Annotated in this window: 23 protein-coding genes; 7 read left to right on the top strand and 16 right to left on the bottom strand. The window is 67.9% G+C overall.

From position 1 onward, the window contains the following. Positions 1 to 3: 3 nt before the first annotated feature. Positions 4 to 339, top strand: coding sequence for a zinc ribbon domain-containing protein YjdM (locus AC1DCU_RS03160; RefSeq protein ID WP_025879075.1), 336 nt, complete (start codon positions 4 to 6; stop codon positions 337 to 339). A 7-nt stretch (positions 340 to 346) separates the two neighbouring features. On the opposite strand, the gene AC1DCU_RS03155 is transcribed toward AC1DCU_RS03160, so the two are convergent. Further along, complete coding sequence (locus AC1DCU_RS03155; RefSeq protein ID WP_442252108.1) at positions 347 to 1,504, bottom strand: tetratricopeptide repeat protein; 1,158 nt, start codon at positions 1,502 to 1,504, stop codon at positions 347 to 349. A gap of 229 nt (positions 1,505 to 1,733) precedes the next feature. On the opposite strand from AC1DCU_RS03155, the gene AC1DCU_RS03150 reads away from it, so the two are divergent. The 4 genes from AC1DCU_RS03150 (at position 1,734) to AC1DCU_RS03135 (ending at position 4,610) form a co-directional block, all read left to right on the top strand. After that, a complete protein-coding gene (locus AC1DCU_RS03150) occupies positions 1,734 to 2,336 on the top strand; it encodes an HD domain-containing protein (protein WP_282280591.1) in 603 nt (200 codons plus the stop codon). A gap of 49 nt (positions 2,337 to 2,385) precedes the next feature. Beyond that, positions 2,386 to 2,565, top strand: a complete 180-nt coding sequence (locus AC1DCU_RS03145; protein WP_033832209.1) for an oxidoreductase-like domain-containing protein — start codon at positions 2,386 to 2,388, stop codon at positions 2,563 to 2,565. Next, entirely contained in the window at positions 2,562 to 3,179 is a 618-nt protein-coding gene (locus AC1DCU_RS03140) for a DUF998 domain-containing protein (protein ID WP_049467943.1), read from the top strand. The genes AC1DCU_RS03145 and AC1DCU_RS03140 overlap by 4 nt, the downstream gene beginning before the upstream one ends. 96 nt (positions 3,180 to 3,275) lie before the next feature. Next, positions 3,276 to 4,610, top strand: a complete 1,335-nt coding sequence (locus tag AC1DCU_RS03135) for a virulence factor family protein (protein ID WP_279575230.1) — start codon at positions 3,276 to 3,278, stop codon at positions 4,608 to 4,610. A 94-nt stretch (positions 4,611 to 4,704) separates the two neighbouring features. Here AC1DCU_RS03135 and mprF read toward each other — a convergent pair whose 3' ends face one another. Continuing rightward, positions 4,705 to 7,269 carry a bifunctional lysylphosphatidylglycerol flippase/synthetase MprF gene (mprF, locus tag AC1DCU_RS03130; RefSeq protein ID WP_282280586.1) on the bottom strand — a complete coding sequence of 855 codons (2,565 nt, stop codon included), beginning with the start codon at positions 7,267 to 7,269 and terminating at the stop codon, positions 4,705 to 4,707. A gap of 192 nt (positions 7,270 to 7,461) precedes the next feature. On the opposite strand from mprF, the gene AC1DCU_RS03125 reads away from it, so the two are divergent. Then, positions 7,462 to 7,809 (top strand): RidA family protein, encoded by a 348-nt coding sequence (locus tag AC1DCU_RS03125; RefSeq protein ID WP_025879081.1) that lies wholly within the window; start codon positions 7,462 to 7,464, stop codon positions 7,807 to 7,809. A gap of 83 nt (positions 7,810 to 7,892) precedes the next feature. Here AC1DCU_RS03125 and AC1DCU_RS03120 read toward each other — a convergent pair whose 3' ends face one another. The 10 genes from AC1DCU_RS03120 to AC1DCU_RS03075 form a co-directional block, all read right to left on the bottom strand. Further along, a complete protein-coding gene (locus tag AC1DCU_RS03120; protein ID WP_025879082.1) occupies positions 7,893 to 8,267 on the bottom strand; it encodes a hypothetical protein in 375 nt (124 codons plus the stop codon). Between the two features lie 855 nt (positions 8,268 to 9,122). Then, on the bottom strand, positions 9,123 to 9,536 hold the full coding sequence (gene rnfB, locus AC1DCU_RS03115; protein WP_032952130.1) for an Rnf electron transport complex subunit RnfB: 414 nt from the start codon (positions 9,534 to 9,536) through the stop codon (positions 9,123 to 9,125). A 24-nt stretch (positions 9,537 to 9,560) separates the two neighbouring features. Then, positions 9,561 to 10,151 carry an HAD family hydrolase gene (locus AC1DCU_RS03110; protein ID WP_025879084.1) on the bottom strand — a complete coding sequence of 197 codons (591 nt, stop codon included), beginning with the start codon at positions 10,149 to 10,151 and terminating at the stop codon, positions 9,561 to 9,563. 76 nt (positions 10,152 to 10,227) lie between these two features. After that, positions 10,228 to 12,300: a methionine--tRNA ligase gene (metG, locus tag AC1DCU_RS03105; RefSeq protein WP_032975075.1), complete on the bottom strand. Its 2,073-nt coding sequence runs from the start codon at positions 12,298 to 12,300 to the stop codon at positions 10,228 to 10,230. A 102-nt stretch (positions 12,301 to 12,402) separates the two neighbouring features. Continuing rightward, the gene (locus AC1DCU_RS03100) at positions 12,403 to 12,852 is read right to left on the bottom strand and encodes a DUF2147 domain-containing protein (RefSeq protein ID WP_025879086.1); all 450 of its coding nucleotides are present in this window, start codon (positions 12,850 to 12,852) and stop codon (positions 12,403 to 12,405) included. A 205-nt stretch (positions 12,853 to 13,057) separates the two neighbouring features. After that, positions 13,058 to 13,462 carry an SMU1112c/YaeR family gloxylase I-like metalloprotein gene (gene gloA2, locus AC1DCU_RS03095; RefSeq protein ID WP_032975068.1) on the bottom strand — a complete coding sequence of 135 codons (405 nt, stop codon included), beginning with the start codon at positions 13,460 to 13,462 and terminating at the stop codon, positions 13,058 to 13,060. Beyond that, a complete protein-coding gene (locus AC1DCU_RS03090) occupies positions 13,459 to 14,529 on the bottom strand; it encodes a serine hydrolase domain-containing protein (RefSeq protein WP_442251878.1) in 1,071 nt (356 codons plus the stop codon). The genes gloA2 and AC1DCU_RS03090 overlap by 4 nt, the downstream gene beginning before the upstream one ends. Before the next feature lie 16 nt (positions 14,530 to 14,545). Next, complete coding sequence (locus AC1DCU_RS03085; RefSeq protein WP_032975066.1) at positions 14,546 to 16,489, bottom strand: DUF885 domain-containing protein; 1,944 nt, start codon at positions 16,487 to 16,489, stop codon at positions 14,546 to 14,548. Between the two features lie 96 nt (positions 16,490 to 16,585). Then, positions 16,586 to 17,371 carry a queuosine precursor transporter gene (locus AC1DCU_RS03080; protein ID WP_442251877.1) on the bottom strand — a complete coding sequence of 262 codons (786 nt, stop codon included), beginning with the start codon at positions 17,369 to 17,371 and terminating at the stop codon, positions 16,586 to 16,588. Continuing rightward, positions 17,368 to 18,051 carry a DUF502 domain-containing protein gene (locus AC1DCU_RS03075; RefSeq protein WP_032975065.1) on the bottom strand — a complete coding sequence of 228 codons (684 nt, stop codon included), beginning with the start codon at positions 18,049 to 18,051 and terminating at the stop codon, positions 17,368 to 17,370. Before AC1DCU_RS03075 ends, AC1DCU_RS03080 begins: the two co-directional genes overlap by 4 nt. Positions 18,052 to 18,135: 84 nt before the next feature. Between AC1DCU_RS03075 and AC1DCU_RS03070 the strand changes: the two genes are divergently transcribed. Then, positions 18,136 to 19,407, top strand: a complete 1,272-nt coding sequence (locus AC1DCU_RS03070) for a hypothetical protein (protein ID WP_442251876.1) — start codon at positions 18,136 to 18,138, stop codon at positions 19,405 to 19,407. A 7-nt stretch (positions 19,408 to 19,414) separates the two neighbouring features. On the opposite strand, the gene AC1DCU_RS03065 is transcribed toward AC1DCU_RS03070, so the two are convergent. The 4 genes from AC1DCU_RS03065 to AC1DCU_RS03050 all read right to left on the bottom strand — a co-directional run bounded on the left by AC1DCU_RS03065 (position 19,415) and on the right by AC1DCU_RS03050 (position 24,061). Further along, entirely contained in the window at positions 19,415 to 20,134 is a 720-nt protein-coding gene (locus AC1DCU_RS03065; protein WP_442251875.1) for a hypothetical protein, read from the bottom strand. A 53-nt stretch (positions 20,135 to 20,187) separates the two neighbouring features. After that, positions 20,188 to 20,640 carry a DUF4442 domain-containing protein gene (locus AC1DCU_RS03060; RefSeq protein WP_032975063.1) on the bottom strand — a complete coding sequence of 151 codons (453 nt, stop codon included), beginning with the start codon at positions 20,638 to 20,640 and terminating at the stop codon, positions 20,188 to 20,190. An 89-nt stretch (positions 20,641 to 20,729) separates the two neighbouring features. Further along, positions 20,730 to 22,364 carry a CHASE2 domain-containing protein gene (locus tag AC1DCU_RS03055; RefSeq protein ID WP_032975062.1) on the bottom strand — a complete coding sequence of 545 codons (1,635 nt, stop codon included), beginning with the start codon at positions 22,362 to 22,364 and terminating at the stop codon, positions 20,730 to 20,732. Next, positions 22,361 to 24,061, bottom strand: coding sequence for a FecR family protein (locus AC1DCU_RS03050; RefSeq protein WP_478013538.1), 1,701 nt, complete (start codon positions 24,059 to 24,061; stop codon positions 22,361 to 22,363). Before AC1DCU_RS03050 ends, AC1DCU_RS03055 begins: the two co-directional genes overlap by 4 nt. Between the last annotated feature and the right edge of the window lie 50 nt (positions 24,062 to 24,111).

The following is a 24,111-nucleotide window of genomic DNA, read 5'->3' as shown; positions in this document are numbered from 1 at the left end:
GCAATGTCTTCTGTTCCCGCCTGCCCGCAGTGCACCCTGGAAAACACCTATGCCGATGGCGCGCTGTGGATCTGCGCCGACTGCGGCTTCGAGTGGACGGCCGAAGAAGGTACCGGTTCGACCCTGGTCGTGCGTGACAGCAACGGCAATACCCTGCAGACCGGCGACACCGTCACCGTGATCAAGGACCTGAAGGTCAAGGGCTCCTCAATCCCGCTCAAGCAGGGCACCGTGATCCGCAACATCCGCCTGGTCGAAGACGATGCCGAGCACATCGAGGGCAACTCGGACAAGATCAAGGGCCTTGTGCTGAAGACCTGCTTCCTCAAGAAGGCCTGATCGCGCCTCAGCGCTTGGCCTGCTGCGCCCGCCAGCGGGCCAGGCTGTCCAGCTTGGCCTGGTAGCGTGCCTGCTGCGTTGATCCGCCCAGTTCCTGCGCCCGCAGCAGTTCGCGGTCCGCACGCTGCAGCCGGCCCGTCAGGAAATACACCCGCGCCAGGCCGAAGTGGAACTGGTGCGCGGTGTCGTACAGGCGCACCGCCCGCCGGTAGTACGTGATCGCCTTGTCCAGGTCGCCAGCGCGTTCGGCCTGGGCACCCTGCATGTACTGCGCGAACGGGTCCTCGCGCTGCACCGACTGCAGCTTCTTCTGCATGGCTTCCGCCTGCGCCGTCATGCCCAGCTTGCGATAGAGCGCACTGGCGTTGTTCAGCGCTGCACTCTGGCGTCCGTCCAGGCGCAACGCCGTGTCCAGCGCCGTGCGGGCCGCCTGGTCATCGCCCAGGCGGTTGTCGAGCACGCCGATGTTGTTCCATGTCGAGGCGAACTCCGGGTCCTGCCCCAGCGCGGCATCGAAGAAGGCACGTGCTCCGCTCAGGTCGCCATCGGCCAGCTGCTCCGCGCCCCGGTTGTTGTAGTAGTGCGCCAGCGCCCGTTCACGGCCAATCGGTTGCGGCCCGTGGCGGTCGTACAGCACGTTGCGGTCCAGGTCGACCGTACCGTAGCGGCCACCGACATCCACGCCGGCGTTGACGTGCCCGACGTTGTAGACCACGCCCTGGTCCTGGTCCTGGTACCACGACACCACCTGGCCGACTTCCTGCACCCGCGCCTGGATACCGGCCTCACGGGCGAGGGTGACGAACAGCAGGGTGAAGGCGAGGCAGTTGGCGCGCTGGTGCTGCCAGATCTCGCTGACGGTGTAGGTCGCATCGGCGTCGTACTGCAGGTCCAGGCCGTGCTGGCTGAAGATCATCTCCACCAGCGCCTGCAGGCGCTGGTCGCGCGAGTAGCTGCGGCTGATCACCTGCTTCTGCAGCATCTCGCGCATCGCCGGCGGGATCGCGAGCACCTGTTCGGGTGTCGGCACGCTGGCGGCGGTGACCTTTACGGTGGAGATGGTCGGGATGGCGGGCGCAGCGGCTGGAGCATCCTGCGCGGACAGGGCTGGCGCGCCGAGCGCGAGCAGTGGAAGGAGAAAGCATCGGGCGGCAAGACGGCGCATGACGGTTTCCGGCAGCGGCGGGCGCTCCCGCCTGCGGCCAGTGTAGACCCGCGCGTGGCGGTCCGCATCCACCGGCGGTCAGCGCTGCGCTTCGTCCACAGCCGGTGTGGACCAGCACGCGACAAACCTGTGGACAACTGCCCTGCGCCCTTGCCCGGCACGGGATGTGAGTGGCTGGTGAAAAAACAGCCAGCTTGCCCGGCGGTGCCAAGGGCGGGATCATCCCTGCATGGACTTCGCCCCGCTGACTCTCGCTCCCGCGCATTGGCAGGCACTGCAGGATGCCTATGCGACGCCACCGCGCGCCTACCACCACTTCGGCCATGTGCGCGCGGTGCTGCAGCATTGCCAGGAGGTGGCTGCAGGTCCGGGCTGGCAGCAGCTGGCCGAGGTTTATCTGGCAGTGCTGTACCACGATGCGATCTACCAGGCCGGCCGCAAGGACAACGAGGCCAGGTCGGCCGCGCTGGCCCTGCAGGCGATCGCGGACTGGCCCGAGCTGGCATCGGTCGATGCCGGCCGGGTCGAGCAGTTGATCCTGCTCACCGCCCGCCATGGCGAGCTGGGCCCGGCCGATGTCGATGCCGAAGCGGCGCTGTTCCTCGACTGCGACATGGCGATCCTGGCGGCACCCGAGGAGGTGTTTGCCGCGTATGACCGCGGCGTGGCCGAAGAGTACAAAGGCGTGGTGCCGGGCTTCCTGTACCGCGCCGGACGCCGCCGCTTCCTGCAGGGGCTGCTGCGCGCGCCGCGGATCTTCCTCAGCGACTTTTTCGACCAACAGCTTGATGCCGCCGCACGAGCCAACCTGCGCCGCCAACTGGGCGCCTGAGCGCGCCGCTACACTACCCACCTGCCATTGCGTGGTGTTGTTTGCAGCCGTGACCGTCTCCGATACTCCTGCCGATCCCCGTCCACTGCCCCCGGAAGAACCCGGTCCCAACGAGTGCTGCGGCAGTGGCTGCCCGTTGTGCGTGCTCGACCTGTATGCCGAGGAGCTGCAGCGTTACCGCAAGGCGCTGGCTGAGTGGCTGGCACGGCATCCGGACGCTGGCCCATGACGCGGGCGCGTCCGGCCGCGACGCTGGCGCTGGTGGCACTGCTGTTGTTCGTGGCGACCGCGTTGTGGACGCAGTTCGCGCGGGCCGATCTGGATTGGGTGAAGGCCACCTTGAGCCTGTACCTGCATGGGCCGTGGGGCCTGGCGCTACGCAGCGCCTACTGCCTGCTGGCACTGGCCATCGCCGTGCTCGGCATCGCGTTGTATCGGCACAGCGTGGGGCCGCGGCGCAGCGCAGCGGCACCGCTGTTGTTCTGCGTGGCTGCCGTTGGCCTGGCCACCGTCGCCATCGGTGACAGCTGGCTACCCGCGGCAACGCCGTTGCTGGCGCCGTTGATCCACGGCCTGGCCGCCAATACCGCCTTCCTGTGCGCCAGCGTCGGCATGCTGCTGCAGGCCTGGTACCTGCGCCGCGAGCCGGGCTGGCGAGGCAGTGCGGCGCTGTTGTGGGGCTGGGCCTGGCTGGCCTTCGTGCTGCTGTGGGTACACGTGCTGTGGCGCGGTGGCCCACCGCGTGGGCTGGGGCAGAAACTGGTGATCGCGGTGATCGTCGGCTGGCTGCTGTGGTTGGCGCTGGCGCTGTATCGCCGCGGGCGTGCCGCCGGCACCCGCTGAATCAACCACCTGCCCGATTGCAGGGCGCCTGTACCGGTACGTGCCGTGCACGCAGCAGCGGCGTATCGTGTGCGCATTCCAACGGGATGCGAAACGATGCGTGCAGGGCTGGGCAGGGCGATGGGACTGGTGTTGGCGCTGGCGGCGGTGCCAGCGGTGGCGTCAGTGCAGCAGGTCAGCCATGGACGTTTCGATCAGGTGCCGGTGCATGTTCCGGCCGGGGCACCGCAACGGGTGGTGATCTGGTTCCATGACGGCGCCGATGCCGATGACAGCCGCATGCCGATTGAAGCGCTGCGCGCCGATGGTGCACTGGTCGCATCGGTGGATGTGGCCCACCTGCGTGGCGTGCTCAAGCGCGAAGGCAACAGCAGCTGCGCGTTCGGCGCGGGCGATGTCGAGAATTTCTCGCGTTGGGTACAGGCGTTCCTGCATCTGCCGGGGTATCACCTGCCGTTGGTCGGCGGCAGCGGCGAGGGCGCCGAACTGGCCTATGCACTGGCAGCGCAGGCCGACACCCAGGTCTTTGCCGGCCTGCTGACCTCGGGATTCTGCCCGGCACATGTGCACGAGCGCATGGTCTGCGGTGATGGCGTGAAGCACGACCGCCTGCAGCCCAGCGAACTGAATTTCCCGTGGTTGAACGCGGCCGGCGCGTCGGGGTGTTCGACCAACAGCGCTGGCCCGTTCGTGCAGCAGGTTGCAATGGCGCGTGAATTCAAGCGCACCGCCGCTGGCGATGCGACACCGGGGCTGGTGGCCGCCGCGCGGGTGATCGGCGCACAGGCCGGGGTCGCGCTGGCACCGCCGCCGGATGCCCTGAAGGGGCTGCCGGTAGTGGAAGTGCCGGCGCAGGGCAGCGGTGACACCTTGGCGGTGTTCGTTTCCGGCGATGGCGGCTGGGCCGGCCTGGACAAGGACGTGGCCGGCGCCCTGGCCGAACATGGCGTGGCGGTGGTTGGCATCGATTCGCTGCGTTATTTCTGGAGCGAACGCACGCCGCAGGGATTCGCTGTCGATCTGCAGAAGATCATCGGCCACTACCGCCAGCAATGGCAGCGCGACAAGGTGATGCTGATCGGTTTCTCGCAGGGTGCCGACGTGCTGCCGGCCACCATCAACCAGCTTGATGCAGGCACCCGCGCCGGCCTCGAACGCATCGTGCTGCTGTCGGTGGGCAGGAATGCCGACTTTGAATTCCATGTCAGCAACTGGCTGGGCGGCGGTGGCGGCGGCCTGCCGATCGCGCCGGAAGTGGCGAAGCTGCCGGCGGCCAGGACCCTGTGCGTGTACGGCGACAAGGACGAGGATGCGCTGTGCCCCGATCTGCCGGGCAACGACGGCGTGCACAAGGTCAAGTTGCCGGGTGACCATCACTTCGGCGGTGACTACGATCGCCTGGCCGAGGTGATCCTCAAGGGCGGCGCGTAATCGGTCTCATGGGACCACCGCCGGGCATGGCCCGGCGCTACCCGTGCGGACGATCCATCAGGTAGCGCCGGGCCATGCCCGGCGGATCGGGGCGTCAGTTGCGCCGCGGGTCCAGCGAGATCAGCCGCGTGGCATCCAGCAGTGCAGCCGGCAGGTGCATGCCGCCGGGCGCGGCCAGGTAGCGCGGTCGCCACTGCGGATCGAACTTCGACTTGAACCTGCGCAGGCCGCTGAAGCCATAGAAGCGCTCGCCGTGTCGTGCGAGCAGGCCGGCCAGGCGGTTCCAGCGACCGGCCAGGCGGTGCTGGGCCAGGCCGGACAGCGGTGCCATGCCCAGCGAGAACCGCGCATAGCCCTGCGCGCGGCCCCACAGGAACAGCTCGATGAACAGGAAATCCATCGTGCCCTTCGGCGCATCGCTGACATGACGCATCAGATCCACCGACAGTTCGGCGCCTGCCGGTGCCTGCCACAGGTTGGCAAAGGCCACGATCCGACCTTCAGCTTCGACCAGGGCGATCGGGAAACGCACGAGATAGTCCGGGTCGTAGCTGCCCAGCGAGAAGCCTTTCTCGTCGCCTGACTTGTCCTCCAGCCAGGCGTTGGAAATCGCATGCAGGCGTGGCAGCAGGGCAGGGATCTCTTCCGCCGGTGCTACGCGGAACGACAGCCCGCCGCGCTTGCCGCGGTTCCAGGCTTGCCGCAGGTCGGCACGCTCGCGGCCTTCCAGACCGAAGTCGTGCAGCGGCACCATGGCCTCTTCGCCCAGCTTGACCAGGCCCAGGCCGAGATCGAGATAGGTCTGCCAATACGCCTCACCCACCTGGTAGAACACCGGGCGCAGTCCGAGCCGGTCGGCTTCTTCGCGGAAGCGCCAGATCAGTGCGCGCGCCACCTCCGGTGGCCCGACCGGATCGCCCATCGCGATCAGCGAGCCGCCGTAGCGCTGCATCATCACAAAGCCCTTGTGCTGCTCATCGCGCAGCACCGCCTTGTCGGCAGTCAGCACCAGGCAGGCCTGGGTGTCGGTGGCACCAGCCAGCACGGGTGCCAGCGCCTGCAGGGTTGCGTCGTCGGCAGGCGGCAGCGGGCTGCGCGTGCTGTGCAGCAGCCGCGCCAGGCCGAACATCACCAGCGCCATCGCCACCAGCAGCAGTGCACGCAGCGCGCGCGGCGCATTGCCGGACACGGCGAACTGCCACCACAGCTCGTTCTGGTATTCGACGTGGCTGTAAGTGAAGAACAGCAGCCACGTCACCGCCACCAGCACCAGGCCGAGGTTGCGCAGCCATGGCCACGACCAGGCTTCGTCCAGCAGCGCGCCCTGGCGATAGAACTCGCGACGTGCTGCCCACAGCGCCATCGCCACCAGCAACGCCGACAAGGCGATCAGCGGTTGGCCACCGCGCAGCCAGATCGGCAGCGGTGCGATCACGCAGATCGCCATCGCCAGCATCCAGGCCGCGTGGCTGCGGCGGGCCAGGCCTTGGCCGATCAGCAACAGGGCGACGCCGGCCAGGCTGCCGATCAGGTGCGAGGTTTCCAGGATCGGCAGCGAGGCATTGATCAGGTGCCGTCGCGGTGTGGGCAGGGTGCCGTCGATGACCAGCGCGGCGCCGACACTGAAGGCGGCCAGCGCGATGATCTGCGGCAACCACGGACGCAGCGCGTACCAGCCGGCGCGGGTGGCACCTGCGCTGGCCTGCAGCGGCTGCCGCAGCGCGGGCGCCAGGGCCAGCACAGTCGCCAGCAGCAGCGGCAGCACGTAGTAGCTGACGCGGTAGATCAATGCCGCCGCCAGTACTGCAGCCGGCGCCACCTGCGGCAGCAGCTTCAGCAGGCTCCACTCGAACACGCCAAGGCCGGCCGGTACCGTCGACACCAGGCCGGCCAGCACGGCGACCAGATACAGGCCGACGAAACCGGGCAGGCCGGTCGGCGTGGAATCGGGCAGCAGCACATAGAACGCGGCACTGGCCAGGACCAGTTCAACCACGCTCAACACGGTGACCCCGAGCATGGTGCGCCGGTCGGGCAGCCACAGGCCATGGCTGAAGATGCGGAACTGGCGACCGTTGCGGCCGACCAGGACGAAGGTGGCCGCATAGGCGAGCAGCGCGACGATGCCGACCACGCGCACCGCGCCGGGGTCCAGCGGCAGCGCAAGCGCGGCAGCGGCCGGCTCCATGCACAGCGCAACGCCGATCAGCAGCCACGCGCCGAAGATGAAGCCGAGCGTGCTCATCAGCACCACCTGGCCGATCTGCGCCAGATCCAGGCCGGCACTGCGGTAGCCGCGCAGGCGCACTGCGCCGCCGGTGAGGGCGGCAAAGCCCACGGTCTGGCCCAGGGTGTGGGCGAGGAAGGCGGTGATGCCGATCCGTGCCGGGTGCACGCGGATGCCACTGCGGCGCAGGCCGATCGCATCGAAGCCGATCAGGCAGGCGTAGCTGGCCAGGCCGAGCAGCACGGTCAGCGCGATCTGCGCAGCGCTGAGCTCGCGGAAGGCCTGGCGGATGGCGCGGTAGCCATGCTCGTCGAATTCGCCGGCCAGCCCATGCAGGGCCAGCGCGAGGATCAGCAGCGGGACGACGATGGTGACGACCCGCTTCCAGGTCGGTGTGGAAGGGGAGGCAGTGGAATCGGTGGGTGCGGTCATCGGCGCAAGGGTGCGTCAGAAAGGGCGAGGGCGGTGTCAACGCAGGCGTGGCGCATCGTGCGCCTGTCCACGCCGTTTGACCAGCACTGCCGCTGTGCTGGTGGTGGCGGTATCCAGTGGCCGCACCGGGCACACACTTCCAACGCCGGCTGGGTGAGAATGCAGTCCAGACCACCCGCAGGAGCCACGCCCATGATGGAGCGTTACGACGTCGGACCGCGCATGTCCGAGATGACCGTGTACAACAAGGTCGCCTACCTTTCCGGCCAGATTCCGGAAGACACCAGCCAGGACATCACCGGCCAGACCCGGCAGGTGCTGGCCGAGATCGACAAGCTGCTGGCGCTGGTGGCCAGTGACCGCCAGCACGTGCTGCGTGCGGAGATCTTCCTGGCCGACATGGCCGATTTCGAGGGCATGAACAAGGCGTGGGACGAGTGGGTGGTGGAGGGCGCGACCCCGGCCCGCGCCACGGTTGAAGCCAAGCTTGCGCACGCCGAATGGAAGGTTGAGATCATCGTTACGGCGGCAGTGCCGTAATGAGCGGACAGGGGTCAGACCCCTTTTCCTCCGGAAAAGGGATCTGACCCCGTTTGCCGGGGAAGCTGACGCTGCAACATCCGTTACAGCTGCGGCTGCAGTCGTGTGCTTGCCTGCGTGCACAAGGCAAGGCAGGCCAGCATCAGGCCTTCCATGACCCGGTCGCCGACGTACTCCTCCGGCGCGCCGTTCTGCCGGGTGCGTTCGGCGGCCAGCAGGACCTCCTGCACCACGCGCAGCCCGGCCAGCGCGCAATCGGCATCGGCCAGCGCCATGCACCGGCTGGGAAGTTGATGCCGCTCCGGCCACGGCTGACCGTCAGCGGCGGCGCCGGTACCGATGCGCCGCAGGGTCGCAACCAACGTGGTGGGATCAAGCGCTGGCGACGGTTCCGTGTCCTCGTCGGCGTCTGCCGGGCCGAGGTAGGCGTGCAGATGGGGGAAATCCGATGCGTTCATGGCAAGGCTCCGTGCAGGACAGACGGTAGCCGCCACTCAAAGGTGGCGGACGGAGACGTGGCTCGAAAACCGGGACGCAAGACGAAACCGGTGGACCCGAAAGCCCCCACGCTCCGCCCGCCATGACCGGCAGACGGATTGCCAGCCGGCGCCACGCAAGGTGACGCCGGCTGGCAAGCGTAAACAACATCTTGCGTCGCGGGTTTTCGACACCCGGCCACCCTTTTTCGGCGGCTCACCATCTGTAAACCCGTCGTAGCGGAATGCCAATCAGACAAGTTGCAATGCCCGCAACGTCAGGAGGTTTCCGGCATTTTTGCATGCTGTTAAGCCGCCTCGAACGCAGGTGGCGCCACGGTCGCGATAGACCGAGCAATCTGCGACATGCATCGTGATTCGATAGTCGCCAGCGTGCGCAGGCAAGGTCGATTGCGACGACGGTTCATGACATTGGACAGATAGTGCGGACCAAGGTCCGCACCCACCAACACCCCAGCCATGGCATTGCAGTTGCTCGCCCGTCCGCAGCGGATATCTGTCGGGGGCTGGTGGGCGGGGGCAAGCGGGACCGTTGGCGCCATGGGCCAGGCGCATGCGCCTGGCGGGTTGGGCAGGACGCCCAACCCAGGTCTTGCCGTGTGCGCAGGATAGCGCACACGAGCAAGGCGTCATCGAGCCCCCATGGATGGGTTCACGGCGTGTCCCGCTTGCCCCCGCCCACCAGCCCAGATCATCAAACCCAGGCAGCCGACGCTCCCAGCCGTTGCCGTTGCCGTTGCCGTTGCCGTTGCTGTTGCTGTTGCTGTTGCTGTTGCTCTCAGCGCAACGCGACGCCGCGGCGTCGCAAAAAAAAACCTACACCAACACCAGCTCGATGCAATCCACCGGGCACGGTGGAATACACAACTCGCACCCCGTGCACAGATCGGCAATCACCGTGTGCATGTACTTTGCCCCGCCGACGATCGCATCCACCGGGCACGCCTGTATGCACTTGGTGCAACCGATGCAGTCAGCCTCCACGATCAACGCCACCTGCGGCGGCTTGTGCTCGCCCCGGCTGCGATCGAACGGCAACGCCGGCACACCCAGCACCTGCGCCAACGCCCGCGCACCGGCATCGCCGCCGGGCGGACAACGATCCACGCCAGCCTCCCCACGTGCCATCGCCTGCGCGTACGGGCGACAGCCGTCGTAACCGCATTGCCCGCATTGGGTCTGCGGCAGCAAGCGGTCCAGGCGTTCGGTCAGGGGCGGAATCAGGCTCATGCGTGGCGAAGGCTGCGCGTTGGGTTACTTCAGGGGTTTGCCGCGGTACCAGCGCTCGTGCGCCAGGGCCAGCATCGGGCGATCCTCCGCGCTGTCACCGTAGGCATGGATGCGTGTGTAACGTGACAGGTCGAACTGGCGGCGGATGTGCTCAACCTTGCGCGGACCACAATCGCCACCGGCGTAGCGGCCGGTCAGGCGTCCGCTTTCGCTTTCCAGCCGATTGCAGATCAGCTGCAGGCCCAGTTGTTCGCACCACGGCCGCAGGTACAGGTCCAGTGAACCGGACACCACCACCACGGTGTGCTGCTGCTCCTTGTGCCAGCGGATCTGCTCCAGCATTTCCGGGCGCACGACATCGGGCAGGAACTCGCGGGAGAAGCCCGCAGCCAGCGTCTCGATGTCATCGGCGTGGCGCTCGCTGAAGGTCAACCGGGTCACCCGTGCGCGGATGCGCTCGGCGGAGATCAGTTTCAGCTTGTAGGCCAGCAGCCACGGGCCGACTTTCCACCAGGCCTGTGCCAGCTGTTCGGCGGTGGCGACCCGGCGCAGGAAGCGGCCATAGGTGTCGCAGGTGGTGACAGTGTGGTCGAAGTCGAACAGCGCCAGTTCCAACGCAGCATCTCCCATCACGGTACCTCCCTTCGCGGTGCTCATGACCGGGCGCGGCCAGGGCCGCGCCCGTACTGCATCAACGAACCGGCATGCCCGGCTGCGCGCCGCTGTCGGCGTCCAGCAGCGCCAGCGCGCCGCCATCGAAACCGGCCGACAGGATCATGCCTTCGCTCAGGCCGAAGCGCATCTTGCGCGGTGCCAGGTTGGCGATGAACACCACGCTGCGGCCGACCAGCGCTTCCGGCTCGCCGTAGCTGGCGCGGATGCCGGAGAAGATCTGGCGCTTGCCGAGGTCGCCGGCATCCAGTTCGAAACGCAGCAGCTTGTCCGAGCCTTCCACGAACTCGCACACCAGCACCTTGCCGATGCGCAGGTCGAGCTTGGCGAAGTCGTCGATGCCGATGTAGGCCGGCGCGTCGGCGCTCTTTGCTTCGTCCTTGGCCACCACCGGTGCGGCAGGCTTGCTTGCTTCAACCTTGGCAGCGGGGGCGGCGGTGGTCAGGGTGTCCTTGGAGGCGTCGATCATGGCGTCAATCTTCTTCGGGTCGATACGGGTGAACAGCGGGGTGTAGTCGGTGATGCGGTGGCCCAGCAGCGGCTGCGCCAGCTCGGTCCAGTCATTCACCGGCGCGGCCAGGAAGGCCTCGGCCTGCGCCGCGGTGGCTGGCAGCACCGGCTTCAGGGCGGTGACCAGTACGCGGAACAGGTTCAGGCCCTGGCTGCAGACCGCCTGCAGCTGCGCGTCGGCGCCTTCCTGCTTGGCGATCACCCACGGCTTGACGTCGTCGATGTAGCGGTTGGCTTCATCGGCCAGGGTCATGGTCAGGCGGATCGCCGCGGCCGGGTCGTTGCGCTCGTATGCCTCACGGATCGGCGCCAGGCCATCGACGAAGCGCTGGTACTGCGCCGCGTCGGGCAGCTGCGCGGCCAACTGGCCATCGAAGCGCTTGCTGATGAAACCGGCGCAGCGGCTGGCGAGGTTGACGAACTTGCCGACCAGATCGGCGTTGACGCGCGCGATGAAGTCGCCCAGGTTCAGGTCGAGGTCGTCGACGCCACCACCGGACTTGGCGGCGAAGTAGTAACGCAGTGCCTCCGGCTCCAGGCCGGCATCGAGGAACGTGCGCGCCATCACGAAGGTGCCGCGCGACTTGCTCATCTTCGCGCCATCGACGGTCAGGTAGCCGTTGACGTGCAGGCGGGTCGGCGCGCGGTGGCCGGTGCCGTGCAGCACCGCCGGCCAGAACAGGCCATGGAAATTGACGATGTCCTTGCCGAGGAAATGATGCAGCTCGGTGCTGGTGCCGGCGCGCAGGTGCGCTTCGAAGTCCTCGCCGATCCTGCTGCACAGGGTCTGGAAGCTGGACAGGTAGCCGATCGGCGCGTCCAGCCAGACGTAGAAGTACTTGCCCGGCTGGCCGGGAATCTCGAAACCGAAGTACGGCGCATCGCGCGAGATGTCCCACGCACGCAGGCCGCCTTCGGCGTTGAGCCATTCACCCAGCTTGGCCTTCACGCCCGGCAGGGCGACATCGCCGGCCAGCCAGTCGCGCAGGAAGCCGTCGAAGTGGCCGACCTCGAAGAAGAAGTGCTCCGAATCGCGCATTTCCGGGGTTGCCCCGGAGATCACCGAGCGCGGCTCCTTCAGGTCGGTCGGCGCATAGGTGGCGCCGCAGACCTCGCAGTTGTCGCCGTACTGGTCGGCGCTGCCGCAGTTCGGGCAGATGCCCTTGACGTAGCGGTCGGGCAGGAACATGCCCTTGGCCGGGTCGTAGAACTGCGCCACCGAACGGCGGCTGATGTGGCCGGCCGCTTCCAGCTTCAGGTAGAACGCTTCGGTCAGCGCCTTGTTGGCGGCGGAATTGGTCGAGTCGTAATGGTCGAAGGCGACGCCGAAAGCGGCGAAATCGCGCTCGTGGCTGGCCTGGATGTTGGCGATGAAGGTTTCCGGGGTGACCCCGGCCTTTTCCGCAGCCAGCATGATCGGCGTGCCGTGGGTGTCGTCGGCGCACACGAACCAGGCCTTGCCGCCACTCATTCGACGCGCCCGCACCCAGATGTCAGCCTGGATGTAGCCGACCAGGTGGCCCAGGTGCAGCGGGCCGTTGGCGTAGGGCAGGGCGGTGGTGACGAGCGCGGTACGGGTCATGGTCACGGGGTGCAGCCAGGGGGAACCGGGGATTATCGCATGCCCGCAACGCGGTGACCCGGCCGGAGCCGGGTCACCAGGGCATTGCCGGGGCCGTGACGCTTACTCGCGGACCCAGGTCTGCGCGCGGCAGATGAAGGCGATGCAGCCGGACACGTCCAGCTTGCCGCCACCCGGCTGCAGCTCGATCTTCGAGCGATAGGTCTTGCCGTTGGCCGGGTCGAGGATGGTGCCACCGGACCACTTGCTGGTGGTGCCCTTGTCCTGGCTCAGGTTCCAGAGGATGGTCATGCCCTTCACCGGCTTGTTCTTGTTGGCGCCCTCGCAACCATCGCAGACCGGGTTCGGGCCCTTGTCCGAGTGCAGGATCTCGACCACCTTGCCGGACAGCGTGCCGTTGGCGGCCTGGCTGATCTCGACGATCGACTTCACCTTGCCGGTCTTGTCGTCGATGGTCTTCCAGCGGCCGGCGGCACTGTCGGCGGCCTGCGCGGAGAGCGCGGCCAGGCACAGCGGCAGCGCCAGCAGCAGGGTCTTGAAGGTCTTGCGCATGGGTTGCGGGGGACGCCGTAAACCCATCCATGGGGGCTTGGCCGCGGCATCCATGCCGCGGACACCCCCGCAACCGGACCCACCCCGCCTTCGACAGATTTTCGCGATCTGCCGGAATGGCATTGCCTGCTCTTGGTGGGTGTCGACCTTGGTCGACACGCAGATCCATGCCATGCGTGGATGAATTTCCGCGATTGAAAATCGCTCAACCGGTCTCGTACAGTTCCAGCGGCAGGTCGTCGGGGTCGGCGAAGAAGGTGAAGCGGCGGCCGGTGTATTCGTCCACGCGGATCGGTTCGCATTCCACGCCGTGGCGGGCCAGGCGTTCGACGAAGGGTTCCAGCGCGGCTACCCGGAACGCGAGATGGCGCAGGCCCTGGGCTTCGGGGCGGCTGGGCCGTGCGGGGGGCGAGGGGAAGGAGAACAGCTCCAGCTGGCCGCCATCGGGCAGGGCCAGGTCCAGTTTCCACGAGTCGCGTGCCGCGCGGTGGTTCTCGGCCAGTATGCGCAGGCCCAGCACGCGCACGTAGAAGTCTTTCGAGCGGGCGTAGTCGCTGCAGATCAGTGCGGCATGGTGGATGCCCAGCAGGCCGGTGGTCGTGGTGGTCATTGCAGGGTGTCCAGCCAGCGCTGGGCGATCTTCAGCGCCAGCGGATAGGGTTCGGTGGCGTTGCGGTTGCTCAGCACGATGACTGTCAGGTGCTTGTCCGGATAGCGCAGGATCACGTTGCGGAAGCCGATGCTCTCGCCGCTGTGCCAGTGCATGCGGCCGTTCAGGCGCCAGCCGAAGCCGTAGTGCGGTACGTCCGCTTCGGTGGTGGCGGTGGCCGGGCTGAACATGGCCTTGCGTGATGCGGCCGACAGCAGGCGGTCGTCGTACAGGGCCGCGTCCCAGCGGGCGAGGTCGTCCAGCGAGGAGTAGATGCCACCATCGCCGAGCACGGCGCTGGTGGTGCTCTGGTCAGTACGTTGCCAACGTCCGTCAACTTCGCTGTAGCCATAGGCACGCTGCGCGACCTGGTCGATCCCGTCCTGGTGGGCCACGGTGTGCGCCATGCCCAGCGGCTGGAAAATGCGCTGCTGCAGGAAGCTGGCAAAGTCGCTGCCGGCGGCGCGGCCGACGATCAGCGCCAGCAGTGCGTAGCCGCTGTTGCTGTAGCGGTACTGGCTGCCGGGTGCGAAGGCGAGTCGATCTTCGCGGGCCAACAGCGCCAGCACATCGGTGTCGTGCACCTGCCGGGTGTCGGCAGGGTCGATCAGGTCTTCGTAGTCCAGCAGGCCGCTGGTGTGCGACAGCAGCTGGCGCAGGGTGATGCCGAAAGCAGCGGGCGGCAGCTCCGGCAGCCAGCGCCGCGCGGGCTGGTCCAGCGCCAGGCGGCCGTCCTCGACCAGCAACAGCACCGCCGCAGCGGTGAACTGCTTGCTGACCGAGGCCAGGCGGAAGTTGCTGGCCGGCGTCACTGGGCTGCCATCTTCAACCACGGCCAGGCCGTAGCCGCGACGGAACACCGGCTGCCCGTCGTGCAGCACCAGCACCGCTGCGCCCGGCACCTGGCCGTCGTAGGTCTGCATCAGTCCATCGATGCCTGCATCCGGCGGTGCCAGCGGTGCAGCCGCCAACGCTATCGACGGCAGCAGAGCGAGAACCGTGGCACACAGCAGGGCGGCAGGGCGCATCGCAGCTCCGTGGCGGTCAGGGCGCGGGCGCAGGCGTTGCAGCGGCCGGCTGCGCCAGCCAGCGTTCGATCTTGTGGTCCAGTACATCCAGCGGCATCGAACCGTCCTTCAGCACTTCGGCATGGAAGCGGCGCAGGTCGAACGCAGCGCCCTGGCGTGCCTTGGCCTTGTCGCGCAGGGCGATGATCGTGGTCAGGCCGGCGACGTTGGACAGCGCCTGGCCAGGCTGGGCCATGATCCGTTCCACTTCCGCGTTGGCATCGTCAGCGCTCATGTCCACGGTTTTCTGCAGATAGGTCACGGCCTGCTGCTTGCTCCAGCCCTGCGCATGCACGCCGGTATCGGCGACCACGCGCGCGGCGCGCAGCAGGCGCGAATACAGATAGCCGATGCGGTCGTACGGATCGGTGTACGCGCCGAGCTCATCGCCCAGGGTTTCCGCGTACAGGCCCCAGCCTTCGACGAAGGCGAGGTCACCGCCGAGGCGGCGGAAGCGCGGCAGCTTGGTCAGTTCCTGCTGCAGCCCCAGCTGCACATGGTGGCCGGGAATGGCTTCGTGCAGGTACTGCACCGGCACGTTCCAGCGCTTGCGGCTGGGCAGGTCGCGGGTGTTGACGAACAGCACGCCGGGTTGTCCCGGCGGCGACGGCTGGTAGGAGGCTGCGGCGGCGGTCATGGCACGCTCCGGTTCCACTGCACGGATCTGCAGCGGCGCCTTCGGCAGGGTGTCCAGTACCTGCGGCAGGCGTGCATCGACCTGCTGCTGCACCTGCCGGTAACGGTTGAGCAGCGCGTTGGCATCGCTGTACTGGAACTGGCGGTCGTTGCGCATGCTGCGCAGCAGCTTGGCCTGCGAACTGCGCAGCTTGCCGTCGCGCATCACCGTGGTGATCTGCGCCTGCAGCTCCTGCACACGCTGCTCGCCCAGCGCATGCAGCTGCGCGGCGGTCTGCTGGCTGGCGGTGGTCTGCACGATCAGGTTGGCGTACCAGGCCTGGCCGTCGGGAAGTGCGCCAAGGCCGCTGCTGCTGCGCGTGGCAGGCAGGTATTCGGTGGCGATGAAGCCACGCAGGGCACGGTAGGCCGGCATGATGCGCAGTTCGATCATGCGCTTGTACTCGGCGCTGATGCGCGCCTTGTCCTCGGCGGAGATGGACTCGGGCATGGTCCGGATCGGCGACCAGAAGATGCTCTCTTCGGCGGTCGGCTTGATCACCGCGTCCAGCTGCGGCAGTACCTTTTCCATCAGGTCGCGCGGCTGCACCACGCCGGCCTTCATGCCCTGGCGCATGTTGTCGATGGCCTGCTCGAACAGGTCGGGGATGCCCAGCGAGCGTCGCGACCAGGTGTCGTAGTCCTTGGCCGTATTGAACGGCTGTGCGCCAGCACCGGCGCCGAGGATGGCCATGATGCTGCCGACGTTGTAGTACTGGCTGATCGGCATCATCCAGCTCGGATAACGTTCGGCGGCCAGCGAAGCGCGGGCATCACGCACGAAGATCTCGTAGCTGAGCAGGTCCTGCCCCTGCAGGCCGTCGCTGCCGATCTTCTCGACCTTGCCCAGCCATTCGGTGGTGAAGTCGTGCGATTGCTGGCGCCACGCGGCAGAAAGGATGTTGGGCAGCTGGTCGTTGTAGCGCGGCTCGCCCTGGAAGGTGGCCTGCAGCGGGTTCAACCGCATGGAGGCATCCCAGTATTCGTCGTACAGCCGCTCCAGCTGCACCTGCTTGGGCACCGCACGGGCAGGGGCGACCGGGCGCGGCGCGGCGCGGCGCGCCGAACTGCCGCGGGCGGGCGTGGTGGCACGTGTGCCGGCGCGGGCCTTCGGCTTGGCCGCCTGGCGGGTCTGCGCGGCGGCGGGGCGGCTGCCCTTCTTCTTCGCTGCTTCGGCCGGCGGAACGGCGCTGAACAGGAACAACGCGGCGATGGCGGCGGCCAGGACGCGGGGGGAATACGGCATCAAGAAGCTTCCGTGGAACACAGACCGTGGAGCTTGCACGATCCGCGCGCGTACGGCCAGCGTGGGGGCGCAGTCAGCTTGCGCGTCGCTGGGGCTTCAGTCAGCCGCGGCCGCAGCGCGCAGGTCGGCGGCGCGGTGTTCGCCCAGATAGCGGGTGATTGCACGCCGCATCAGGTACAGCAACGGAATCAGGGCGATCGCAAAGCCCATCTTGTAGGCATAGTTGACGCTGCTCACTGCCAGGAACAGCGATGTCGGCCAGTGCTGCGGGCCGAGCACGAAGGCGATCCAGATCACCACGAAGCTGTCCACCAGCTGCGAGACCGCAGTGGAACCCGTGGCACGCAGCCATACATGGCGCTCGCCGGTTGCCTGGCGGATGCGGTGGAACACCGCCACGTCGATCAACTGGCCGAACAGGAACGCCACCAGCGAACCGGCGATGGTCCACATGCCCTGTCCGAACACCGCCGCGAACGCGGCCTGGTAATCGGGCACGCCGTGGGCATCCATCGAGGTTACCCACCAGCTGGCCGGTGCCAGCGAGATCGCCGCGAAGGCGAACAGGAAACCGTAGGCGATCAGCACCACCGCCAGCCACGAGATGAAACGCACCCCGCGCTTGCCGAAGAATTCGTTGATGGTGTCGGTCATGATGAACACCACCGGCCACAGCAGCGTGCCGGCGGTGAAGCTCAACGAGCCGGTCTGGCCGAACAGGTTCCAGTTCAGCGGGTCGATGCCGAGGGTGTCTTCCAGGGCGAAGATCTTCACCCCGATCAGTTCGGCCAGCACCGCGTTGCCGCAGAAGAACGCAGCCAGCACGATGAACAGCAGGACCGCGCGGTCCTGCAGCGGGCGCGCGTGCGACGCCTCGCTCATTCGGAACGATCGCCGGCGCGGGTGAACGGAACGCTGGCTGGTGCCACTGCACCGCCGGAAATGATGAAGCTCATCGCCTGGTCCACCGTCCAGTCGGTCGGGGTGAGCAGTTCGACAGGCACGATCTCCAGATAGCCGGAGGTCGGGTTCGGCGTGGTCGGCACATAGACGGCCGCCAGTTCGCGGTCGGTGCCCTGTTCCTTGATGACCCGGGTGACCAGGCCCACCGACTTCATGTCGCGGTGCGGGAAGTCGATCAACACCACGCGCTGGGTACTGCCCGGTTCGGTCTGCAGCATGTCCAGCAGCTTCTTGGCGCTGTCATAGATGATGCTGGCCAGCGGAATGCGCTTGATGACCGCGCCGACCCAGCGCAGCAGGCGCTGGCCGACCACGCGGCGGCTGGCCACGCCCACCGCCAGGATCACCAGCAGGGTGGCCAGCAGGGCAATGGTGTTCTGGATCCATTCGGCGCGGACCCAGCCGAGGTAATGCGGGAAGCTGGTAGCGATCTGTTCGGACAGCGGCACCACCAGCGGGCTGGAGATGCCCGACAGCAGCACGAACACGAATTTGACCACCACCCAGGTCAGCCAGATCGGCAACAGGGTCAGCAGGCCGGTCAGGAACAGGCGCTGCAGGGAGGGACGGGGAACCAGGGCGGGGGCATCGAGCGACATGCGCGCATTGTAGCGGTCGCGGCCGCTCGTTTACGCTGCCCGTTGGCGGCGCTGGCCATGCAGGGAAGGGATGCTGTGTTGAGGATGCTGCGGTGGTTGGGTTGGGCAATGCTGGGTCTGCTGGTGATCGCCATCGCGGCATGGCTGCTGTCGAGGTTCTGGCCGTTGTCGGCCGCCCAGCGGGAGGATGTCCGCCTGCTTGAAGCCGCGCATCGCAGCGAGGGCAGGAACGGCTTCGCCCTACTGTGGACGCTGCCCTTCGATGGGCTGGACCTGGCCCAGCGTGAGGCGGCATTGGCCGAAGATCTGCAGCGCTGGCAGACGGCGCCCGCGCAGGCGTCGCAAGCGTCGGTGCTGGCCGCCAGGCACGCACCATTGAATCCGGGCCGCTCAGGTCGTTGTGCAGTCGGGCCGGTCGGCTGCCTGGCACAGGTACGCGCTGATCCGCAGCGCTTCGCTGACGCCCACGCGGGGCATGCCGGCCTGCATGAGCGACTGGCCCGGATGGCGGACTATGATCGTTTCGATTCCCCGTTCAGGCCCAGCGGAAGCGAGCTGCTGCCTCTGCCGGCCTACGCGCCGCTGCTGGATGGGGCAAGTGCACAGGCATTGGCCTATCTGCAGGGCGATGTTGCCGGTGCCATCGAGGGCAGCTGCAGCGCGGTGCGGTTTGGTCGGCGGATGATGCGGACCGGCAGCACGCTGGTGGACAGCATGATGGGCGCCGCCGTGGTGCGGACCCATGCCGCACTGCTTGGCGAGATGCTGGTCGAGCAATCGCCGGATTACGCGCTGCCCGTCCCCTGCGAGGCGGCGCTGCAGCCACTGGACGCGAACGAACAGAGCCTGTGCCAGGCAATGCAGGGCGAATTTGCGATGAACAAGGCGGCGGTGGAAGCGTCCACGCAGACAGCAGGCAGCCGTCTGCTGCTGGATCGCGACCACACCCTGGCCCGGATCGCCGGCAATTTCGGCTGGGCATGCCGGCCTGCTGTAGCCACGGCGCTGGCGGCCGACGTCCCGCTCCCTGTGTCGCCACCGCTGGGATGGGATGTGCGCTGCATGGCCAATCCGCTGGGATGCACATTGAGTGCCATCGCCGGGCCGTCCTATGCGCCGTACGCGGCGCGCAGCCAGGATACGGCGGCGATGATCCGCCTGCTCGGCGCGCAGCGCTGGCTGCGGCTGCAGCCCGGGCCCGCCGACGAGTCGCTGGCGCGGTTGCCGGCGCAATGGCGTTCGGACGCCCGCACGCCCGAGGTGTCTGCCGATGGCCGCTACCTGCAGCTGCTGCGGCGCGGACCTGCGCGCGAAGGGGAAGGCCCGCATCTGTCGATGCCGTTGCGGGTGGATTGACCCGCACTCAGCTGCCGTCGCCGAGCGGATTGAACGCCCAGCCATCACCGACGCTGTCCAGCGTCCAGTGCTTGCGGTCACGCAGGGTCTGCCAGTGCACCTGTTCCTTGTCGTCCTGCATGCTGCCTTCGGTCAGCTTCACCTTGCCGGTGGAGTAGTTCACGCTGAGGCCCTCGGTCTGCCCGGAATTGCGCATCATCGTGTCGCGGTCGTAGCCGATCAGCGCGAAGTTGCCTTCCTGCCAGCGGAACGTGAACGTGGTGGTGCCCATCGACCAGCTGCCCGCGCTGGAGAACGAGTACAACCCAACCCGCAGGGCGCCGCGCTGGATCGACACGCCGGTGCCTTCGGCCAGCGCATCGCTGAGCACGGGCGAGTCCGGCCGTGGAATGAGCGTGTGGTTCTGCGCGGCCAGCACGTAACCGGACGGTCGCGCGAAGGCGATGGCGAGGATGCGCGGGTTGCTGTCATACGGCGAAGGGCCAAACCCATCGTGTTCGATGATGTTGCGCGGGTCCTGCTGGCGCAGCACCAGCGCGAGGTCTGCGCGCCCGTCCTGGTCGAGGTCGCCTTCGATCCTGTATTCCAGCGTCCAGCCGGCAGGTACGAAACCCTCGGCCGTGGCGGCGTGCGCGGGCACGGCGGGATAGCGCACCGGCGGCACGTCCAGTGCAGTGGCGGCGAAGGGCAGGGCGGTCAGTGCCGCAGCAAGGAAGAAAAGGCGCATTGCAGCCTCCATGGCAGGGCTGCAGAGGATAGCCGGGCGTGCGCCGGCCCGCTTTACCGTGCGTGTGGCTTCAGGCGCACATAGACCTGCTTGCGTACCTGCGCGACCACCTCGCCAGCTTCGTCGACCACGTCGTTGCTGAACCAGCGCAGCACTTTTTCGCCACCAGCCGCCGCCGTGCGCAGTTCATCCAGCAGTGCATCGTCGATGCGGAAAGACGTGCGCACCGTTCCACGACCGGGCTTGAGGAAATCGATCGCACCGGCGCGATCCCAGACGTAATAGTCGCGGCCAAGGGTGTGCATCAGGCCCAGCATCCAGAACGGATCGGTCATCGCAAACAGGCTGCCACCGAAGTGGGTGCCGACGTAGTTGCGGTTCCAGGGGCGCAGGCGCAGTTCCACGTCGATCTGCCGGTAGTCCGGGGTGATCCGGGTGACATGGATGCCGGTGAACAGGAACGGTGGCCACAGGTTGATGCCGAAGCGGAACGTGCTGGCTTTCATGCGGGAACCGGGCAGGGGACGGGGCGCCCAGTCTAACCATTCGCATGCGTATGTTGTAGCCCGCAGCGCCCCGACAGGCCTGCCCGGCGCTATGGCTCGGGCGTGCCGCCGTCGATCACGTAGCCGTCGCGGCCATTGTCCTTGGCCCGGTACAGCGCGTTGTCGGCGCCTTCGACGAAATGATGCGGTTGCAGGTCGCCGTCAGGCACACGGGTGTAGACGCCGATGGTCAGGGTGACGCCTGTGTCGCTGCCATCGCCGGGCGGCGGCAGGGCGCGGATGCAGGAGATCAGGTCTTCGATCACCTGCCGCGCGCCTTCAACCGGGGTGTCGGGCAACACCAGTGCGAACTCGTCGCCGCCGTAGCGGGCAGCCATGTCACGGGGGCGCCGGGCATGCGCCTGGATCAGGCGGGCCACTTCGCACAGCACGCGATCGCCGACCTGGTGGCCATGACGATCGTTGTGGTGCTTGAAGTGGTCGACGTCGATCAGGGCCAGGGTCAGTGGCTTGCCACTGCGGCGTGCCGCATCGCATTCCTGTTGCAGCGACTGTTCGAAGCGCAGGCGGTTGCCCAGTCCGGTCAGCGCATCACGGTTGGCCTGGCGGTGCCAGGAGGCGATGCGCCAGGTCGCCCACGCCGTCAGCACCAGCACGACGCCGAGCAGGGCGCTGGCCGGCGCCCACCAGAGGCTGCCGGTGCGCAGCAGCAGCCAGCTCAGCAGCGGCGCGGCCGGCAGCGAGCACAGCGCAACCACCCAGGGCAGGCGCAGCCCGAGCAGCAGCACGCACATGGCCACCAGCAGGCCGGCCAGGGCGTCCTGCCAGGCGCGGGGCAGCACGTTGATCTGCTTGTCCTGCAGCAGCATCGAGGCGATGTTGGCCTGGTACTCGCTGCCGCTCATCCAGTATTCGCGGGTGGTGGGTGTCAACAGGCGGAGGGCGATGCCGCTGGCCGTCATGCCCACCACGATGCGCCTGCCACGCAGCATCGAGGCATCCACGCGCCCTTCCAGCACATCGGCGTAGGACACCTGCGGCAAGCGTTCCGGTGGCCCGGCATAACGCACGCGCACGTAATCATTGCGGCGCCATTGATAGGGCGAGTCCAGCGCCGGGTCGGGGTCGGGCAGGCCCTGTGCGCGTTGCGGCGGCAGGCCGGTCAACGCCAGGCCGAGTGCCGGCCAGTGCGCCTGGCCGATGCCGGCGTGCAGGTAGGCCCCACGGGCGACACCATCGCCGTCGACTTCAACGTCACTGTGGCCGAGGGCGGCGGCGCTGGCGGCAATCAGCGGGATCGGCAGCATTTCCTCGGCCATGCGGTCGCCAGCGGCAGGCGCGGCCAGCACCGGCAGCACCACGTGGCCGTTGCGACGGATCGCCGCTGCCAGCTCGGCATCCTGGCGCGCATCGCGACGATCGGGCTCGGACAGCATGAGGTCCAGCGCGACGCGCTCGGCACCGGCGTCGGTCAAGCGGTCCAGCAGGCGGGCATGCATCGAGCGCGGCCACGGCCACTGGCCCAGCTGCTGCAGGCTGCCTTCGTCGATGGCCACGATCAGCACGCTGGGGTCGGGGCGGTAATCCCAGCTGCCGACCATCAGGTCGTACGCGCTTTCGTCCTGCCGCCACAGCCACTGGCCATGGCTGACCACCGCCGTCGCTACACCCGCCAGCAGGGCCAGCAGGATCCGTCGCGACCACGGCAGCGGCGAGCGCCTCACAGCAACAGCCACAGCAGCAGGGCACCACCGCTGGCGCCGTAGCACAGGCGACACGGCAGCTTGACCTGCTGGGCGGGCGAGAACGGGCCAGCATGGCCGTCGTCATCGATGTACTGCACGCGGATGTGCAGCGTGCCGCGCCACGGGCGCTTGAAACTGACCTGCGGTTGGTCGACGGTGGTATCGAGCAGCGGCGCGCTGAAGTCGCCGCGGCGATCGACCTGCACGCGGTAGCGCTGCCCGTCGCTTCCCGCCTGCCAGCGCAGGGTCAGCTCGCCATCGGTGGCTTCAGGCGGTTGTAGTGCCGGGTTCACCGGTTCATCGGTCAGTTGCAGCGTCAGTGCCTGGCCGTAGCGACCCTGGTGGCCCTGGTCATCACGCGAAGCGACTCGCCAGTAGTACTGGCCGGGAGGCAGCGGCTGGCCCAGGCGCAGGTCGGTGCCGCCGGTGCTCTGCTCGCGCAGCGGCTGCAGGAACTGCGGCTCGTCAGCCACCTGCAGCACGCTGCTGCTGGCACCGGGCGCCTGGCTCCAGTGGAAGCGGGGACGGTCGCTGTTGACCGACTGTCCCTGCAGCGGAGAAATGGTCAGCGGCGGTGGCGGCTGGTCGTCGAGGACGAAATCCTCGCTGGCATCCAGGCCTTCCACACCCTGTGCATCCACTGCGCGCAGCAGCAGGCGCAGCGTTCCTGGCGGCAGCTCGCCGATCAGCAGCCGGGTGTCGGCGGTGTCGGCGGCAAACAACAGGATTTCCGGGGTGGCGGCCTGCACCACTTCGACCCGGTAGTGACCGGCGCCGGTCACCGGCTCCCACGCGAGCTGGGCCGGCAGGGCTCCCAGGCGGGTCGCATCGGCACGCAGGCGCGGTGCCGGCAGCAAACCGGAAACCGTTTCGGGCGCCGTTCCGCTGCCCGCGCTGCGGCTGGCCTGGCCGGGGTGCACCAGATGCTGGCCATGCGGGTTGCCGACCTGCACTTTGCCTTCCAGTACTTCGGTGGCACCGGCATGGGCATCATCGCCGGCGCTGACCCGGAACACGGTGCCGCGCACGCTGCTGGTGGCCGTGGGGGCATCGATGATGTAGCGCGAGGCCGGCCCGCGCGCAGGGGTTACCCGGTTGCTGGCGCGCCCCTGCTGCAGGCGCAGGCGGGTATCGACCATGCCGGTGCGGCCATAGCGGCTGAGCTGGTCCAGGCGCAGGCGTGAGTATTCGCGCAGCTGCAAGCGCGACGCATCGGCGAACTCAAGGGTGATGCTGGAATCGGCCTTGGTCTGGATCGCGTCACCGATGTGCAGCTGTTCGCCTGCGCGCACGGCGCGGCTGCTGCTGCCATCGGCCGCGCTCAGTTCAACCTGCCCACGCACGGCCAGTACCCGCGCCGGGGCGGGCTCAACGCGCAGCCAGCCGATCGGGAAGCGCAGCAGTTCACCCGGCGGCAGCCGGTACGGGTTGTCGATGCGGTTGTGCTGCTGCAGCTGCTGCCAGCCGATGCTGGGCTTGAGGTAGGCCGCGCCGAGATCCCACAGGGTATCGCCGGGGCGGACCCGGTAGTTCCAGTCCTGCGCGCCGGCAAGCGCCGGCCACAGGCAGAGGGCGCACAGCAGTGTGCGCAGGAAATACTTGATGAAAGACGACGAGCGGCCAACGGTCACGGATAGCTGTCCCGGCAAAGCGGGGGCGCAGCAGCAAGACCCCATGGCCCCGACCTCATCCCCCCGAACGGATCGTGGCGACCCTGGGGGCCACC

The sequence above is a fragment of the Stenotrophomonas sp. 10L48 genome, from assembly GCF_056395105.1.
This window is presented reverse-complemented; position numbering and strand designations above follow the sequence as displayed.

What these genes read in the sequence shown, in the direction of transcription:
- AC1DCU_RS03160 (WP_025879075.1), top strand. Translation starts at nt 4, where the DNA reads ATGTCTTCTGTTCCCGCCTGCCCGCAGTGCACCCTGGAAAACACCTAT.
- AC1DCU_RS03155 (WP_442252108.1), bottom strand. Translation starts at nt 1,504, where the DNA reads ATGCGCCGTCTTGCCGCCCGATGCTTTCTCCTTCCACTGCTCGCGCTC.
- AC1DCU_RS03150 (WP_282280591.1), top strand. Translation starts at nt 1,734, where the DNA reads ATGGACTTCGCCCCGCTGACTCTCGCTCCCGCGCATTGGCAGGCACTG.
- AC1DCU_RS03140 (WP_049467943.1), top strand. Translation starts at nt 2,562, where the DNA reads ATGACGCGGGCGCGTCCGGCCGCGACGCTGGCGCTGGTGGCACTGCTG.
- AC1DCU_RS03135 (WP_279575230.1), top strand. Translation starts at nt 3,276, where the DNA reads ATGCGTGCAGGGCTGGGCAGGGCGATGGGACTGGTGTTGGCGCTGGCG.
- mprF (WP_282280586.1), bottom strand. Translation starts at nt 7,269, where the DNA reads ATGACCGCACCCACCGATTCCACTGCCTCCCCTTCCACACCGACCTGG.
- AC1DCU_RS03125 (WP_025879081.1), top strand. Translation starts at nt 7,462, where the DNA reads ATGATGGAGCGTTACGACGTCGGACCGCGCATGTCCGAGATGACCGTG.
- AC1DCU_RS03120 (WP_025879082.1), bottom strand. Translation starts at nt 8,267, where the DNA reads ATGAACGCATCGGATTTCCCCCATCTGCACGCCTACCTCGGCCCGGCA.
- rnfB (WP_032952130.1), bottom strand. Translation starts at nt 9,536, where the DNA reads ATGAGCCTGATTCCGCCCCTGACCGAACGCCTGGACCGCTTGCTGCCG.
- metG (WP_032975075.1), bottom strand. Translation starts at nt 12,300, where the DNA reads ATGACCCGTACCGCGCTCGTCACCACCGCCCTGCCCTACGCCAACGGC.
- AC1DCU_RS03100 (WP_025879086.1), bottom strand. Translation starts at nt 12,852, where the DNA reads ATGCGCAAGACCTTCAAGACCCTGCTGCTGGCGCTGCCGCTGTGCCTG.
- gloA2 (WP_032975068.1), bottom strand. Translation starts at nt 13,462, where the DNA reads ATGACCACCACGACCACCGGCCTGCTGGGCATCCACCATGCCGCACTG.
- AC1DCU_RS03090 (WP_442251878.1), bottom strand. Translation starts at nt 14,529, where the DNA reads ATGCGCCCTGCCGCCCTGCTGTGTGCCACGGTTCTCGCTCTGCTGCCG.
- AC1DCU_RS03085 (WP_032975066.1), bottom strand. Translation starts at nt 16,489, where the DNA reads ATGCCGTATTCCCCCCGCGTCCTGGCCGCCGCCATCGCCGCGTTGTTC.
- AC1DCU_RS03080 (WP_442251877.1), bottom strand. Translation starts at nt 17,371, where the DNA reads ATGAGCGAGGCGTCGCACGCGCGCCCGCTGCAGGACCGCGCGGTCCTG.
- AC1DCU_RS03075 (WP_032975065.1), bottom strand. Translation starts at nt 18,051, where the DNA reads ATGTCGCTCGATGCCCCCGCCCTGGTTCCCCGTCCCTCCCTGCAGCGC.
- AC1DCU_RS03070 (WP_442251876.1), top strand. Translation starts at nt 18,136, where the DNA reads ATGCTGCGGTGGTTGGGTTGGGCAATGCTGGGTCTGCTGGTGATCGCC.
- AC1DCU_RS03065 (WP_442251875.1), bottom strand. Translation starts at nt 20,134, where the DNA reads ATGCGCCTTTTCTTCCTTGCTGCGGCACTGACCGCCCTGCCCTTCGCC.
- AC1DCU_RS03060 (WP_032975063.1), bottom strand. Translation starts at nt 20,640, where the DNA reads ATGAAAGCCAGCACGTTCCGCTTCGGCATCAACCTGTGGCCACCGTTC.
- AC1DCU_RS03050 (WP_478013538.1), bottom strand. Translation starts at nt 24,061, where the DNA reads ATGGGGTCTTGCTGCTGCGCCCCCGCTTTGCCGGGACAGCTATCCGTG.